At 72.1% G+C, this 15,353-nt stretch carries 15 protein-coding genes; 8 read left to right on the forward strand and 7 right to left on the reverse strand.

Translation table 11 applies throughout. From position 1 onward, the window contains the following. Window positions 1–26 precede the first annotated feature (26 nt). Window positions 27–446: a DoxX family protein gene (locus tag AB0M62_RS33185; protein WP_366078063.1), complete on the forward strand. Its 420-nt coding sequence runs from the start codon at window positions 27–29 to the stop codon at window positions 444–446. A 19-nt stretch (window positions 447–465) separates the two neighbouring features. Here the strand turns inward: AB0M62_RS33185 and AB0M62_RS33190 are convergent, their stop codons facing one another. Continuing rightward, complete coding sequence (locus AB0M62_RS33190) at window positions 466–939, reverse strand: hypothetical protein (RefSeq protein WP_366078064.1); 474 nt, start codon at window positions 937–939, stop codon at window positions 466–468. 306 nt (window positions 940–1,245) lie between these two features. On the opposite strand from AB0M62_RS33190, the gene AB0M62_RS33195 reads away from it, so the two are divergent. From AB0M62_RS33195 to AB0M62_RS33205, 3 genes are all read left to right on the forward strand, one after another. Beyond that, a complete protein-coding gene (locus tag AB0M62_RS33195; protein ID WP_366078065.1) occupies window positions 1,246–2,496 on the forward strand; it encodes an extracellular solute-binding protein in 1,251 nt (416 codons plus the stop codon). A 180-nt stretch (window positions 2,497–2,676) separates the two neighbouring features. After that, window positions 2,677–3,513: a GNAT family N-acyltransferase gene (locus tag AB0M62_RS33200; protein WP_366078066.1), complete on the forward strand. Its 837-nt coding sequence runs from the start codon at window positions 2,677–2,679 to the stop codon at window positions 3,511–3,513. Further along, complete coding sequence (locus tag AB0M62_RS33205; protein ID WP_366078067.1) at window positions 3,510–4,388, forward strand: lysophospholipid acyltransferase family protein; 879 nt, start codon at window positions 3,510–3,512, stop codon at window positions 4,386–4,388. Before AB0M62_RS33200 ends, AB0M62_RS33205 begins: the two co-directional genes overlap by 4 nt. On the opposite strand, the gene egtD is transcribed toward AB0M62_RS33205, so the two are convergent. The 4 genes from egtD to egtA are packed head-to-tail and all read right to left on the reverse strand — an operon-like array spanning window position 4,283 to window position 8,626. Continuing rightward, window positions 4,283–5,245 carry an L-histidine N(alpha)-methyltransferase gene (egtD, locus tag AB0M62_RS33210; RefSeq protein ID WP_366078068.1) on the reverse strand — a complete coding sequence of 321 codons (963 nt, stop codon included), beginning with the start codon at window positions 5,243–5,245 and terminating at the stop codon, window positions 4,283–4,285. The genes AB0M62_RS33205 and egtD overlap by 106 nt on opposite strands. Beyond that, on the reverse strand, window positions 5,242–5,997 hold the full coding sequence (egtC, locus tag AB0M62_RS33215) for an ergothioneine biosynthesis protein EgtC (RefSeq protein WP_366078069.1): 756 nt from the start codon (window positions 5,995–5,997) through the stop codon (window positions 5,242–5,244). The genes egtD and egtC overlap by 4 nt, the downstream gene beginning before the upstream one ends. Further along, entirely contained in the window at window positions 5,997–7,352 is a 1,356-nt protein-coding gene (egtB, locus tag AB0M62_RS33220) for an ergothioneine biosynthesis protein EgtB (protein WP_366078078.1), read from the reverse strand. Before egtB ends, egtC begins: the two co-directional genes overlap by 1 nt. Window positions 7,353–7,363: 11 nt before the next feature. Beyond that, window positions 7,364–8,626 carry an ergothioneine biosynthesis glutamate--cysteine ligase EgtA gene (egtA, locus tag AB0M62_RS33225; RefSeq protein WP_366078070.1) on the reverse strand — a complete coding sequence of 421 codons (1,263 nt, stop codon included), beginning with the start codon at window positions 8,624–8,626 and terminating at the stop codon, window positions 7,364–7,366. 181 nt (window positions 8,627–8,807) lie between these two features. Between egtA and AB0M62_RS33230 the strand changes: the two genes are divergently transcribed. Then, window positions 8,808–9,680, forward strand: coding sequence for a TIGR02452 family protein (locus AB0M62_RS33230; RefSeq protein ID WP_366078071.1), 873 nt, complete (start codon window positions 8,808–8,810; stop codon window positions 9,678–9,680). Here AB0M62_RS33230 and AB0M62_RS33235 read toward each other — a convergent pair. Further along, window positions 9,665–10,123 (reverse strand): type II toxin-antitoxin system PemK/MazF family toxin, encoded by a 459-nt coding sequence (locus AB0M62_RS33235; RefSeq protein ID WP_366078072.1) that lies wholly within the window; start codon window positions 10,121–10,123, stop codon window positions 9,665–9,667. The genes AB0M62_RS33230 and AB0M62_RS33235 overlap by 16 nt on opposite strands. Before the next feature lie 106 nt (window positions 10,124–10,229). Here AB0M62_RS33235 and AB0M62_RS33240 point away from each other — a divergent pair, with 106 nt between their 5' ends. Continuing rightward, the gene (locus AB0M62_RS33240) at window positions 10,230–11,174 is read left to right on the forward strand and encodes a hypothetical protein (protein ID WP_366078073.1); all 945 of its coding nucleotides are present in this window, start codon (window positions 10,230–10,232) and stop codon (window positions 11,172–11,174) included. 35 nt (window positions 11,175–11,209) lie between these two features. Here AB0M62_RS33240 and AB0M62_RS33245 read toward each other — a convergent pair whose 3' ends face one another. After that, window positions 11,210–12,631: an amidase gene (locus AB0M62_RS33245; RefSeq protein WP_366078074.1), complete on the reverse strand. Its 1,422-nt coding sequence runs from the start codon at window positions 12,629–12,631 to the stop codon at window positions 11,210–11,212. Between the two features lie 184 nt (window positions 12,632–12,815). Here AB0M62_RS33245 and AB0M62_RS33250 point away from each other — a divergent pair, with 184 nt between their 5' ends. Both AB0M62_RS33250 and AB0M62_RS33255 read left to right on the forward strand, forming a co-directional pair. Then, window positions 12,816–13,838 (forward strand): LacI family DNA-binding transcriptional regulator, encoded by a 1,023-nt coding sequence (locus AB0M62_RS33250; RefSeq protein WP_366078075.1) that lies wholly within the window; start codon window positions 12,816–12,818, stop codon window positions 13,836–13,838. A gap of 141 nt (window positions 13,839–13,979) precedes the next feature. Then, window positions 13,980–15,164, forward strand: coding sequence for a thiolase family protein (locus AB0M62_RS33255; RefSeq protein ID WP_366078076.1), 1,185 nt, complete (start codon window positions 13,980–13,982; stop codon window positions 15,162–15,164). Window positions 15,165–15,353: the final 189 nt, after the last annotated feature.

Raw genomic sequence — 15,353 nt, forward strand, 5'->3', positions numbered from 1 at the left:
AATTGCCTGCGATCCAGGAGGTCACGTTGGACATCCTCGTGCTCATCGGTCGTATCCTCTTCGTCCTTCTGTTCCTCGCCTCGGCGCTCAGCCACCTCACTCAGACGAAGCCGATGGCCGCCTACGCCGCGTCCCGCGGCCTGCCCTCGCCGACGGCGGCGACACTCGGCTCCGGCGTCCTGCTGGTCGTCGGCGGGCTGAGTGTGCTGCTCGGCATCTGGGCCGACCTGGGTGCTTTGCTGCTGGCCGTCTTCCTGGTCCCGACCGCCCTTCTGATGCACGCGTTCTGGAAGGAGACCGACGCTCAGGCGAAGCAGCTGGAGATGATCCAGTTCCTCAAGGACATGGCGCTGGCGGGGGCCGCGCTGATGCTGATCGCGTTCTTCTCGTACGCCGGCCACGACCTTGGGCTCACTCTGACGGGTCCGTTCTTCGACTTCGACTGACTGACGGGCTCAGGACGGCTCAGGGCCTGGCGTCCGGATGTCCGCCGCACAGGCGCAGCGCTTCGGCACGGGCGATCGTGTACGCCTCCGCGACCGCGTCCCGGTCGCTGCCGCGGGCATGCGCGTCGGTGACCGCGTCCGGCCCGGGGCGGTAGAGCGTGACCCACTCCGCGTCGGCGGTGGTGTAGTCGTTCTCCTCGAACTCCCAGGCCCAGCAGCCCGATACGGGCCACTCCCGGACGCACTCCCCGTCCGGGAGGTACGAAACGGTCGCCGCCCACATCAGCCCATAGCCGGGGATGTGCTCCCACACCGCGCCTTCCCCGAGCCACGCGTCGACCTCCACCACCGTGGCCGGCCGGTGCGGCCCGTCCGAGGGCCCGGTGGCGTGGTCGATGTTCCACTGGGCGGCCACGGCCTCGGCATCTGCCTTGCGCGCGAAGGGAATGATCAGGCCGTCGCAGTCGGCGACGTGGACGGACGGCGAACTCATAGGCGGGGCCCTCCCTGATCGGTCCGGTGCGGGCGTCGTCGTGCGGGGCGATCGCTGCCGCCCCCTTCAGCGTAAGCGCCGCTGCCTGGTCACCGGGGCGGACCCCGAGCAGATTGCCGCTCCGCGGCTCGGACCGACAGCTCCGGACAAGGAGGCGGTGCGACGTTTCGGTGAAGAAAACATGCGTGCCAGGCCTTGACCGACCCATTGGTCCATGCCAATTTCGAGCCCACACGCGATCAACTCCCCGGATTCTCCAGCCACATCCGGTCGCGACGTCCTGTCCCGTCGGAAAAGGTGCCCTCTGTGAAGAACCGCTTCCTCGCCGCTGCCGCGGCTCTCGCGACAGCCGTTGCCCTGTCAGCGTGCAGCCATCTGCCCGGCTACGGAGACGACACCAGGACCGTCACCGTCTGGCTCATGAAGGACAGCGCCTCCAACGGCTTCCTGAAACGGTTCACCGAGTCCTTCGAGGACGAGCATCCCGACATCGAGCTCGACATCCGGATCCAGGAATGGACCGGCATCGGCGACAGGATCGATGCGGTGCTGAAGGGGGAGGAGACCGCCGACGTGATCGAAGTCGGCAACACCCAGGTGGCGCGGTACGCCGAGAACCGCACCCTCACGGACCTCACCCTCGAATCCATCCGGGACTGGGGCAGCAAGGACTGGCTCCCCGGCCTCTCCGACCCGGGCAGCGTCAACGGCGCGCAGTACGGAATCCCCTGGTACGCCGCCAACAGAGTCGTCATCTACAACAAGGACCTCTTCGCCCGGGCAGGGATCGTGCAACCGCCGAGAACGCGCGCCCAGTGGCTCGAGGACACCGCGAAACTCGACAAGGGCGACACACAGGGCATCTACCTGGCCGGGCAGAACTGGTACGTCCTGTCCGGGTTCATCTGGGACGAGGGCGGCGACCTCGCCGAGGAGCGCGGCGGGGAGTGGGCCGGAGCACTGCACACCCCCGCGGCACTGAAAGGCATGGACTTCTACAAGAAGCTGCACGCCCTGGGCGAAGGGCCCGCCGAGGCGGACGAGGAGACGCCACCGCAGACCGACGTCTTCGCGCGTGGCGACGTGGCGCAGATCATCGCTCCGCCCGGCTCGGCGCGGATCATCGAGGAGGCCAACCCCGGGCTCAAGGGCAAGCTGGGGTTCTTCCCGGTCCCGGGCAAGACGGCCGCCAAGCCGGGCGCGGTCTTCACCGGAGGCTCCGACCTCGTCATCCCCGAATCGACGCGGCACCGGGATGCTGCGATCGAGGTGATCGAGGCCCTCGCCGGTGAGAAGTGGCAGACCGAGCTCGCCAGAACCATGAGCTACGTACCGAACAAGACCACGCTCGCACACGTCATCGCCGGCACGGAGAGCACCGCCGCGATGGCCGCGGGCGCGGCCGAGGGCCGTGCCACCCCCAAGTCGGGCCGGTGGGCGCAGGTCGAGGCGCACAATCCGATCAAGCCGTACATGACGGCCGTACTGACCGGCGGCGAACCCGAGCAGGCGGCCAGGACCGCATCGTCGACCATCAGCTCGGTCCTCGCCCCATGACATCACCCCGCGCCGCCCGCCCGTGCGCAGCTGTGATCGGGATGTGCTGATTCCGGCCATTCAGCAGCCGCACATCCCCGCTCCCCGAAAAGGTCACGTCGAGTCCAGCCGGCCACGGAAGAAGTAGGGAGCCAGGCCGTCACCCACGGGCCTGGCACCCGCCCGGCCCAGGAGAGCGCCATGACCGCCGTCACCGTCACGACCACCGACACCCCCGCACCGGCCCAGCCGGCCGTCTCCGCCCCGCCGGCCGCACCGGCCCCCGCTCCGTCCGCCCTTCCCGGGTCCCACTCCGGCTATGTCGTCGGGCTCGCCCGCGACGAAGCCGATGTCCGGGCCGCCCAGCGACTGCGGCACCTGGTGTTCGCGTGCGAAATGGGTGCCCGGCTGACCGGCCCCGAGCCCGGCCTGGACTCCGACGCGTTCGACGCCTACTGCGACCACCTGCTCGTGCGCGAGGAGAGCACCGGACAGGTGGTCGGCACCTACCGGCTGCTGCCCCCGGAGCGCGCCTCGGTGGCCGGCCGGCTCTACTCCGAGAGCGAGTTCGACCTCGGCCGGCTCGCCGGAGTCCGCGACGACCTGGTCGAGGTCGGCCGCTCCTGCGTCCACCCGGACCACCGCAACGGCGCCGTGATCGGCCTGATCTGGGCGGGCCTGGCCCGCTACATGGTCCGTACCGGCCACAACTGGCTGGCCGGCTGCTGCTCCATACCGCTCGCCGACGGCGGCACCCTGGCCGCCGGCACCCGTGACACGGTCCTGGCCAAGAACCTCTCTCCCGAGGAGTACCGCGTCACCCCGCACCGGCCGTGGACCCCCGAGGGCATCACCATCCCCGCGCGCACCGAGATCCCGCCCCTGCTGCGCGGCTACCTGCGGCTCGGCGCCTGGGTCTGCGGAGAGCCCGCGCACGACCCCGAGTTCGGCGTGGCCGACCTGTACGTCCTGCTCTCGCTGCGCCGCACCAACCCGCGCTATCTGCGGCACTTCCTCTCGCTCGCCCCGGCGTCATGAGCGCCTGGCTGCCCAGCGCGCCGTGCAGCCCACGGGTGTGCGCACAGCACCGGGGGCCGTCGGCCGGAGTGCCGCGTGCAGTGGCGCGGCTGCTCGCGGGAGTCACCCTCGTCCTGGCGGGCGTACTCCTCTGTCCCGCCGTCCGAGGGCTGCCCGCGGCTCACCGCGACCGTCTCACCCGGACCTGGGCACAGGCCGTGGTCCGTGCCTTCGGGGTACGGATACGGGTCCTGGGGCATCCCGCGCACCGGGCCGGCACCGGGATGCTCGTGGTGTCCAACCACATCTCCTGGCTGGACATCCCCCTGATCGCGGCCGTGCAGCCGGGCCGCATGCTGGCCAAGAGCGAGATCGGCCGGTGGCCGGTTCTCGGCCCGGTGGCCGCCCGCGGCGGCACCCTGTTCGTCGAACGCGACCGGCTGCGCGCCCTGCCCGCGACCGTCGCCCGGATGGCCGGCGCGCTGCGCGCCGGTTCGCGGGTGGTCGTCTTCCCCGAGGGCAGTACGTGGTGCGGGCGCCAGCAGGGCCGGTTCCGGCCCGCCGCCTTCCAGGCCGCGCTGGACGCCGGGGTGCCCGTCCAGCCGGTGCGGATCAGCTACCGGCTGGCCGGCGGAGGGCGCGCGACCGCCGCGGCCTTCGTGGGCGACGACTCGCTGCCCGCGTCACTGTGGCGGGTCGCGGCGGCCGGCGGGCTGGTCGCCGAGATCACACTGCTGCCCCGGATCCCGGTCGGCCGCCATCCCGACCGCCGCGCCCTCGCGCGCGCGGCTCAGACGGCGGTCGCCAGCGACAGCGCGAACCTGCCTGCCTCATCGGTCCACCACTGGGTCAGCTCCAGGCCCGCACGGGCCAGTTCGCTGCGTACCCCCTCCTGACGGAACTTGGCCGACACCTCGGTACGCATCTCCTCACCCGCCTCGAAGTGCACCACCAGATCCAGCTCCCGGATCTTGGCGGTCAGCGCGGTGCGGGCCCGCAATCGCATCTCGATCCACTCCTGTTCGCTGTCCCACACGGCCACGTGCTCGAAGTCGGCCGGGTCGAAATCGGCGTCGAGCTCCCGGTTCACGACGGCCAGCACGTTCTTGTTGAAGGCGGCCGTGACACCCTGCGCGTCGTCGTAGGCGGCCACCAGGGTGGCCTCGTCCTTCACCAGGTCGGTGCCCAGCAGCAGGGCGTCGCCGGGGGAGAGCAGGGACCGTACGGACTTCAGGAACGCGGTCCGCTCGGCGGGCAGCAGATTGCCGATCGTGCCGCCCAGGAACGCGGCCAGCCGCGGGCCCGGCGTACCCGGCAGTGCGAGACCGCGGGTGAAGTCGGCGATCAGCGCGTGCACGGACAGTCCCGGGTGCTCGGCCAGCAGTGCCTCGGCCGCGCCGGTGAGCGCGCTCTCGCTCACATCGACCGGCACGTAGGAGTGCAGCCCGGGCAGCGCCTCGATCAGATGCCGGGTTTTCTCGGAAGACCCGGAGCCCAGCTCGACGAGCGTGCGGGCGCCGGTCGTGGCGGCGATCTCGGGAGCCCGCGCGAGAAGGATCTCCCGCTCGGCGCGGGTGGGGTAGTACTCGGGGAGCCGGGTGATCTCCTCGAACAGCTCGCTGCCCCGGGCGTCGTAGAACCACTTGGGCGGCAGGGCCTTCGGTGTGCGGGTCAGCCCGTGCAGCACGTCGGCGCGCAGGTCGGCCTCGGTGGCGTGCTCGGGCAGGGTGCGGGTCATGAGGAAGGGGCTCACGCGGAAGGCTCCTTGAGCGGGGTCAGCAGAACGTCGGTGCGGGTGGCGGCGAGCAGTGTGTGGTCGGACACCTCGCGCCAGTGCGGATCGTCGTCGTAGGGCTCGGAGGCGACGACAGTGCGGCGGCCGGGTTCGGCACGGAACCAGAGTGTGTCGCCCCAGGTGGTCGCAGTGATCGTCTCGCCGTCGGTGAGCAGGAGGTTGAGCCGTGAGCCGGGTGCTGCCGCGGCCAGGTCGCGCACCGTGTCGGCGAGCGCCTGCCCGGCCTCGTCGCCGGCGCGCAGCCGGTGCAGTACGAGCGCCCAGATCAGCGCCGAGTCGTTGCGCGCCTCCAGGGACAGCAGTGCGGCAGGCGGCAGCGCCGCGGCGAGCGGCTCCGCCGACCGGGGCCAGCCGCGCAGCGCGCCGTTGTGGCTGAACAGCCAGGGCCCGTCGGTGAAGGGCGCGGCGGCGGCCTCCTGGTCGGCGCCCGCCACCGTGGCGTCCCGCACCGCGGCGAGCAGCGCGCCGCTGCGCACCACCCGGGCCAGATCGGCGAAGGACGGGTCCGCCCAAACGGGCCCGGCCCGCCGGTAGCGGCCGGGGACGGGATCCTCCTCGGCGTACCAGCCCACGCCGAACCCGTCGGCGTTCACGGTGCCGTACTGCTGCCGGCGAGGCGCCCAGGACTGGCGGAACAGGCTGTGTGCCGGGTCGACGAGCAGCTCGCCGAGCCGCACCGACGGGCCGAGGTATGCGATATGACGACACATCAGACATCCCTCGCAGTCCGGAAGCCGGAGAAGATCTGGCGCCGGACCGGCAGGTCCCAGTTGCGGAACGTACCTCGGCACGCCACCGGGTCCACGGCGAAGGACCCCCCGCGCAGAACCTTGTGGGCGCTGCCGAAGAAGACCTCCGAGTACTCCCGGTACGGGAACACGGCGAAGCCGGGATAGGGCATGAAATCGCTCGACGTCCACTCCCACACGTCGCCGATCAACTGCCGGACCCCGAGCGGCGATTCACCGGCCGGATAGCTGCCGGCCCCGGCCGGCCGCAGATGGCGCTGTCCGAGGTTGGCCCGCTCGGGCGTCGGATCCCCGTCCCCCCACGGGTATCGCATCGAGCGGCCGGTCGCCGGATCGTGGCGCGCCGCCTTCTCCCACTCCGCCTCGGACGGCAGCCGCCGGCCCGCCCAGCGGGCATAGGCGTCCGCTTCGTACCAGCTGACGTGCATGACTGGCTCGTTTGCCGGCACGGGCTCGACGACGCCGAAGCGCCGCCGGAGCCACTGCCCGTTCTCACGGCGCCAGAACAGTGGCGCGGTCAGGTGGTGCTTGCGGATCTGCTCCCAGCCCTGCGGAGCCCACCAACGGGGCTCCTCGTAGCCCCCGTCGGCGACGAAGTGCTGGTACGCGCCATTGGTGACCGGCAGTGTGTCGATGAAGAACGACGGTACGAAGCGGTGGTGCGCGGGACGCTCGTTGTCCAGGGCCCACGGCTCGGTGGACGTCCCCATGGTGAACTGGCCGCCGGGCACCAGCACTTCGGAGGCGGGCACCGCAGCACGCTCCGGCGCGGGCGGCTCGGGCGCGCTGAGCACCGCGTCCCCGCGCCGCAGCTGGTGTGTGATCAGCATCGTCTCGTCGTGCTGCTGCTCGTGCTGGGCGACCATCCCGAAGACGAAGCCGGCGTCGAGCAGTTGTCCGCCCTCCATCGGGGCGTGTTCCAGGAGGTCGAGGACCCGGCTGCGTACCTCGCGGGCGTAACCGCGGGCCTCGGCGGGTGCGAGCAGCGGCAAGGAGGGCCGCTCGGCGCGGGGATGTTCGAACGCGTCGTAGAGAGGGTCGATCTCGGGGTGCATGGGCTCGCGGCCGCCGACGGCCCGGAGCAGCCACAGCTCCTCCTGGTTGCCGATGTGCGCGAGGTCCCAGACCAATGGTGACATGAGCGGCGAGTGCTGCGCCGTCAGATCGGGTTCCTCCACGCACTCCGTCAGCGCGCCCGTGCGTTCCCGCGCCGTTCTGAGCGCGCGCAGCGCACGCTGCCGCAACGCCTCCGCGGAGGCATCCGAAGCCGAAGCCGAAGCCGAAGCGGGCACGGACGTGGTGGCGGGAGGTGTCATGCCGGGGTCGTTCACGGTTGGACGTCCTTCCAGTACAGGTCGTCTGCGGGGCTCAGGCCGCGCGCCACGTAGCGGTCGGTGAAGGCGACGACCGCGTCCCGCACTTCGGCGGAGGCGCCGATTCGCGGCAGCGCCTCGACGGCCGCGGCGAAACAGGCCAGGGCGGCGGAGTGCAGTTCGGGATCCGCCAGGCCGTACCGGGCGGCGTTGATCCACAGCGGGTTGCGGGGAGCCGGCCGGAGGCCCGCCGTCTCCGCGAGCGGCTTGACGGTCCGGTAAGCGGTCTCCGCAGCCTCCGCGTCGTCGAAGAGCGCCGCCGTGACCGCGAGGGGGACGATCCAGCCGCTCTCGCCCGGCTGGGCGTCGATCATGCGCAGTTCGAGGTGACCGCGCGGCCGTACCGGCGGGAAGAGCGTGGTCATGTGGTAGTCGAGATCCTCACGCGTGGGCGGACGGGGCTCGCCGGTGCGCACCCACTCCCGGAACGTGAGCCCGTCCGGCACGGTCCACGGTCCTTCGTCCGCCCGTATGCACATGACCGGAGCGTCCAGCACGAACGTGGCCCAGGCTGCCCGCGGCTCCTCGTCGAGGGGCGGGGCGAGGGCCCGTACCGGATCGATCTCCGCCCAGAACGCCTGCCGTGTGGAGCGCCAGCCGGTACGGCGCCCGCGGTGTACGGGCGAGTTGGCGAACGCGGCCACGAGCACCGCGCCCAGCAGGTGCGCCATCCGCCACCGGCGCCCGTGACCGAGGGGGCCGGGCTCCTCGTAACCGGCGTCCAGGCAGACCTGGACGGAGGCGGAGGAGCACATCATGGCGCGGCCCGCGGGGCCGGTCCGGTCGAAATGCGCCTCCATCGCGTCGTAGCGGGGTTTGCGGAGCAGCCGGCGCGGCGGATGCCAGGGATCCTGGCCGAGGCCGGACAGGGCGAGGCCGAGGCCACGCAGGACACCGCGCACGGCGTCCAGATCGGTGGAGACGGATCTGATGCAGGTCATCAGCGAGGAGGCGGGGAGCGAGCTGAGCTCCAGCTGGCCGCCGGGTTCTACGGTGAGCAGGGACTGCAGGGGCACGGCCCGCAGCGCGTGATAGGCCTCTTCGAGGCGGTCCGAAGAGACGGGGAGCCGCGGACTCCGCAGCTCGTGGACGAGCCATTCGAGCTCGACCCCGGTGGTGCGCGGTGGGCCTGTCTTGAAGCAGATGCAGCGGAGCAGTGCCTCCACCTCGGTCTCGCCGATCTGGTGGCGGCGCTCCGTACAGTCGCCTTCTGGCATGGCCGGATCCTCCTGTCGAAGACCATGACCGGGCTCGCCCCGGGCCGGGGCGAGCGGCTCCGACCCACCTAAGCCACTGCCGCCGGATCGCACAAGAGTGCCCTTCGCCGAGTGAAATCGACTTGCGTCCGACGGAGTCGATCTCCGACGATTTTCGCATGAACGGTCGGGAAGGGCCTCGGTGAGCGCCAGACTGCGCGGGATCGCGCGGCAGAACGAAGAGATCATCAAGGCCGGCGGATACCGGTCACCGTCCGGCCGTGAGGTGCCTCTCGCCGAGGCCGTGGCCGCTGCCGTGGCGGGCACCGAGATGTTCGGGCCGGAGCCCGTCCCCGTCCCCGTCGCCGGTCTGCGGCGGGACGGGACCAAGGTCAAGTTGTCCGCCGCGGCCACCCCTACGGCCACGGCCTTCGAGGTCACCGCCGAGAGCAGCACCCTGGCCGCCCGCCGACTGGCCCGCACCGGACCGGTGGCCGTCCTCAATTTCGCCTCCGCCCGCAATCCGGGCGGCGGCTACGTCAACGGCGCGCAGGCCCAGGAAGAGGCGCTGTGCCGGGCTTCGGCCCTGTATCCCACGTTGCTGCGGGTGCCCGACTTCTACGCCCACCACCGCGCGGAGCGCAGCGCCTTCTACACGGACCGGGTGATCCACTCGCCGGCCGTCCCGGTGTTCCGCGACGACCGGGGGAGGCTGCTGGACGAGCCGTACACCGCCGGCTTTCTCACCTGCCCGGCGCCGAACGCGGGAGTGATCCGCCGTCGGGAGCCCGAGGAGGCGGCCTGCATTCCGGCGGTGCTCGCCGCCCGCGCGGAGCGGGTCCTGGAGACGGCCGCGGCTTGCGGCTACCCGCAGCTGGTGCTCGGAGCCTGGGGCTGCGGGGTGTTCCAGAACGACCCGGCGCAGGTGGCTGCTGCCTTCAGAACGCTGCTCACGGGTGACGGCCGGTTCTCCGGACACTTCGACCGGGTGGTCTTCGGTGTACTGGACCGCCGACCGGATTCACCCACTCGTGTGGCGTTCGCCGAAGCTTTCGCGGATCAGGTCCAGCCGTAGCGCTCCGTGAGCCGTCGGACGACCCGGTCGAACCTCGGCCGGTCCAGGGCGCACGCCTCACGTCGCATTCCGGCCTCGTGCAGGCGCAGGACCCGGTCGAGGTCCACCCACGACTCACGCCCGGCCCGGTCCCACGGCCCCACCCCGATCGGGACCCACTCACGGTCGTGGTCGTGCCGCTTGCTGGAGAGCTGAACGGCGAGCAGGGTGCCGGCCGCCTCGCGGGCGACGACCAGCACCGGGCGGTCCTTGCCCCTGCCGTCGTTCTCCTCGTACGGCACCCAGGTCCAGACGATCTCGCCCGGGTCGGGATCGCCGTCGCGGTCCGGCGCGTACGAGGTGCGCACCCGACCCACCCCGCGGGGGTCCGCCCCGGTCGTGGCCGCCGGGCCGGCACGTCCGGGGCTGTCGGAGGAGTCGAGAGCATCGAGAGAGGTCGTCACCCGGTCACCGTAGGCCCTGCCGCCTTGGCAGCGGCACTGCTGCGCGGCGCGGAAGCGACTCGCGGGGCCACAATTGCGTCAGGCACCGACCAGCCCTGGAGGAACCGTGTCCCGAGGCGAGAAGTCCCTGCGCGTCGTGTACGACATGGCGGAAGCGGCACGGACGCGGCCCGCCCTGCACGCCAGGATGCTGGCCTGGGCCGCCGAACCGGTGGACCTCCCCGCCTTCCGCGCCCGCTGGACCGGCCCCACCCAGCTGCCCGTCCTCATCGCGTACGAGGGCTCCGAACCCGTCGGCTGGGTGATGCTCGACGACGACACCGAGCACGAGGGCCCCGAGACGATCATGGCCGTGGTGGTCACCGCCCCCGACGACGACGCCACCCACGCGTATCTGGTCCGCTCAGCCGCCGAAGAGGTGCGGGCGCTCGGCCGCAGCGGGCTGGGCTGGCTCGGCACACCCGACGACGTGAACGCCCGGGTGGCGTCGCGACTGGGCGCAGCCGCGAGGGAGAGCGGTCACTTCTGGGTCGCCGAGCCCGCCACCTGGGGTACCGCGCACCCCGTCGCACCGGCCGCGCCGGTCAGGCTGACCCTGCCGCCCTCCGGTGCGCTCCTGCACGCGTACGTGGATCTCTACCGCCGCTCCCAGGGGCGCGGCTGGGACGACGCCCGGGTCGCCGCGGAGCTGAGTGGCCCGGATGCTCCGGGGCTCGCTGCCGGGCTGTGGGACGGACGTACGCTGCGCGCGGTCGTGCACGCCGTGGAAGTGGGACCGCGGGTGTCGATGTGGTTCGTCCGGGCGGGAATCAGCGACACGGAGACCACCGCGCTGGCGGTCCACCTCCTCGACGAGCTGCGTGCCGGCCACCCGCAGGTGAAACGGGTGACCACGCTCTCCGGTGACGGCTGGGACTCCTCCCCGGACGCCCTGACGGCGGCGGGCTTCCGGGTGGAGGGCCGGCTGCTGTCCTTCAGGCTGCCGGTCTTCGAGCCCCTCCCCGAGGGGGACAGAGGAGCAGAAGGTGCCCGGCCGATGAAGCCGGGCTGACCGGCCCGGCATCCTCTTGATGCCGGGAGCTGTGCTCAGACCGACGCGGCGTCCTCGCGGGCGCGTCTCGGCCACTGTTCGAACCACCGTTGGTCCGCCTCCAGTTGGGCTGCCAGCGAGATCAGCAGCGGCTCGCTGTCGGCGGGGCCGAGCAGCTGCGCGCCCAGCGGCAGACCGTCCGGAGTGAAACCGGCGGGCACGTTCACGGCGGGCCAGCCCAGTACGTTCCAGGTCCAGGCGTACGGGCACGCCGCGATCATCGCCCGGTCGGTCCGCAGGCCGTTCAGCCGGGTCATGGCACCGATACGGGGCGGGGGAGTGGCGGTGGTCGGGGTCAGGACCACATCGAACCGGCCGAAGATCTCCCCGACCCTGCGTTGCAGAACCGCCTCCGCCCGGCGTGCCGCCCGCAGCGGACCGCCGCCCAGCACACCGCCCAGCCGGACCGCGTCCCGGGTCCGCGGGTCGAGCAGCGCGGGGTCCGGCACCCGGGCCGCCCACTGGCGCACGCCCGCGGTGGCGCGGGGTACGAACGTCAGGCCGATCTGCCCGTACCGGGGGTCGGCGGGCACGACTTCGTGGCCCAGCGCCTCCAGCCGGCCGGCCAGCCGCTCCACCGCCTTGCGGACCTCCGGGGCGAGCTGCTTGGGCGTCGCGGTGAACGGCATCCGGAACGACAGGGCGATGCGCAGCCGCCGTGGCTCGCGGCCGGCCGCGGCGAGCGCGTCGATGGCGGCCGGCCGGTGAAGGTCCCCGGCGTGCTGCCCGCTTGCCGCGTCCAGCAGCAACGCGGCGTCGGCGACCGTACGGGCGAGGGTGCCGTTGACCGTGATCCCGTTGAACGACTCGGCGTCCGGCCAGGTGGAGATGCGGCCGCGCTGCGGCTTGATGCCGACGAGATGCGTCCAGGCCGCCGGGATCCGGACGGACCCCGCCCCGTCGGAGCCGAGCGCCGCGGGCACGAGGCCGGCGGCCACCGCGGCGGCCGACCCGCCCGACGAACCGCCGGGCGTGTGGCCGGGGTCCCAGGGGTTACGGGTGTCGCCGAAGGCCGGCCCCTCGGTGAAGGGCCACTGGCCGAGCTCCGGGGTGTTGGTCTTGCCGATGACGACCGCGCCGGCCGCCCTGAGCCTGCGTACCGCCTCGCTGTCGGTCGTCTTGGGCGGGAAGTTCCCGGGACAGCCGAAGGCGGTGGGCTCCCCGGCCACGTCCATGTCGTCCTTGACGGCCACCGGTACGCCCAGCAGGGGCAGCCGTTCCCCCGCGGCGAGCAGCGTGTCGGCGGCGTCCGCCTCGGCGAGCGCGGCCTCCGCGCGGACGATGCGGAACGCGTTGAGCGAGGGCTGCGCGGCCTCGATCCGGGCAAGTGTCTGCTCGGTCAGCTCCCGTGCGGACACCTGGCCCCCGGCGAGCAACCGGACCATGTCGACCAGACCCGCAGCGCGTGTTTCCGACACCGGACCTCCCCGTTACCGTTCGGTAGTCAAGAACACTAGCCGGGGCCGGGCTGCCAGCCATGCACTTCGGCGGACTGTCGTGGCAAGCGGGTGGATGGACCGCTGAAGTGTCGCCGATGGGAGGGCCCATTTCCGGCCATCCGGCAGATCCCGGCCCAGGCCGGTCTGGAAGGATGCCGGCGCAATGTCTCAGTCACCGAAGCCGCCGGCCGCCCGCTCGATTCCGACCAGTGCCGATGTCGCGCGGCTGGCCGGCGTGTCCCGGGCCACCGTGTCGTACGTCCTCAACAACACCTCGGCCGTACGGATCAGTGAGCCGACCCGCCGGCGCGTCCGCGAGGCGGCCGAGGAGCTCGGCTATGTGCCGCACGCGGCGGCCCGCAGCCTGCGCGCGGGCCACACCCGCATCGTTTTGCTGCCCACCTCGCACGTGCCGGTCGGCCCGCTCTTCAGCCGATTCTTCAACGAGCTGCAATGGGCCCTGCGCCGACTCGACTACACCGTCGTCCAGTACGGCAGCCTCGGCCTCAACGGTGACCAGGCCGCGCGAGCGTGGGCGGAGCTGCGGCCGGTCGCGGTCATCTCGCTCGGAGAGATCACCCTCACCCCGGAGAACGTCGAGGTGCTCAAGCGCTCGGGGGCCCGCGCCGTGATCACACTGGGCCCCTCCCGGGTGGAGGGCGCCCACGCCCTCGTCATGGACCAGCGCGAGGTCGGCAGTTGCGCGGCCGCCCATCTGCTGGAGCACGGCTACCGCAGGATTGGCGTGATCATGCCCGCCGAGCCCGGCCTGGAGATGTTCTCCGCCCCGCGGCTGGAGGGTGCGCGGCAGGCCGTGGCCGGCAGCGGCGCTGAAATCGAGCCACTGGCGCTGAGCTATACGGAGGAGTCGGCCGCCGCCCTCGCCGCGCGGTGGCGTGGACTCGGTCTCGACGCCGTGTTCGCGTACAACGACGAGTACGCGATGCTGCTCATGCGCGCCCTGCAGGACGCCGGCATCGGCATACCGGGGGAGACGGCCGTGATGGGCGCGGACGACCTGCTGCTCGGCACCCTGCTGCGGCCGCGGCTCAGCACCGTCCAGGTGGAGATGTCCACGGGCGACCGGCTGGCGGCGCTGGTCGACCGCGCGGTGCGCGACCCGGGCGCGGTACCTGAACAGCACGACCTCATCGCTGCCCGGGCCGTCCACCGCGAGTCGAGCTGACCTCCGGAGCCGGGGGGCGGGCACCAGGGCGGGGGCCGTTGACATGGTCCTGCGGGGGGACGGAGACTGCGAGCGCATCGAATATGAACCGAAGTTCACTGGGCGAACCAAGGTTCGCGAGTCCGCCGCAGGAGAGAACCGATGAGCATCCGCGACGTCTACATCGTCGACGCCGTCCGCACCCCGATCGGCAAGTTCGCGGGTGCGCTCGCCTCGGTACGGCCGGACGACCTGGCCGCGCACGTAGTGCGCGCCCTGGTGGACCGCACTCCCGCACTCGATCCCTCCCGTATCGACGACGTCGTGTTCGGTGACGCCAACGGCGCCGGGGAGGACAACCGCGATGTCGCCCGTATGGCCGTCCTGCTCGCAGGGCTCCCCGTCTCCGTCCCCGGAGTCACCGTAAACCGGCTCTGCGGATCGGGCCTCGAAGCGGTGATCCAGGCGGCCCGGGCCATCGCCCTCGGCGACGCCTCCGTCGCGATCGCCGGCGGCGTCGAGTCGATGTCGCGGGCGCCCTGGGTGCTGCAGAAGCCCGAGCGCGCGTTTCCGGCCGGCCACCAGCAGCTCCACTCCACGACCCTCGGCTGGCGCATGACCAACCCGCGGATGCCCGCGGAATGGACCGTCGCGCTCGGCGAGGGCGCCGAGCTGATCGCCGACAAGTACGGCATCACCCGTGAGCAGCAGGACGCCTTCGCGCTGGAGAGCCACCGCAATGCCGCCGCGGCCTGGGCGGCCGGACTGTACGACGGTGAGGTGGTCCCCTACGACGGCGTGGATCTCGCCACCGACGAGTGCATCCGGGCGTCCTCCACCATGGAGGCACTCGCCAAGCTCAAGCCCGTCTTCCGCGGGTCGGGCACGGTGACCGCCGGCAACGCCTCCCCCCTCAACGACGGCGCGGCGGCCCTGCTGCTCGTCGACGAGGAGGGGCTGCGGGAAACCGGCCGTGAACCGCTGGCCCGTATCCGCACCTCCGCGGTCACCGGCATCGAGCCGCAGCACTTCGGGCTCGGACCGGTCGAGGCCGTGCGGCGGGCGCTCGCCAAGGCCGGCCGTTCCTTCCCGGACCTGGTCACCTTCGAGCTCAACGAGGCATTCGCCGCCCAGTCCCTCGGCTGTCTCTCCGAGTGGCCCGACCTCGACCCCGCCGTGGTGAACCCGCGCGGCGGCGCCATCGCCATCGGCCACCCGCTCGGCGCCTCAGGCGCCCGGCTCGCGGGATCGGTCGCCCACCAGCTCGCCGCGGCCGGCTCGGGCACCGGCCTCGCGGCGCTCTGCATCGGTGTCGGCCAAGGGCTGGCTCTGGTTCTGGAGCGCTGACGCGGGATTGTCAACTCCCCCTTCATGAGCGGTAGTTGGGTGCACGTAGGGTGCTGCCGGCGGCGTGCTTCCCTACGGCGCCCGACCTCTTGGCCCATCCCTTGTTCTTCGCAGGGAATCCCGGCCTTTAGGCCAAGGCCATGAAGTTAAGGGTTGATCGGTGGAGTGAGGATGTCGATGCTGAAGGTT

The organism is Streptomyces sp. NPDC051219 (genome assembly GCF_040682335.1).
Lineage (GTDB): Bacteria > Actinomycetota > Actinomycetes > Streptomycetales > Streptomycetaceae > Streptomyces.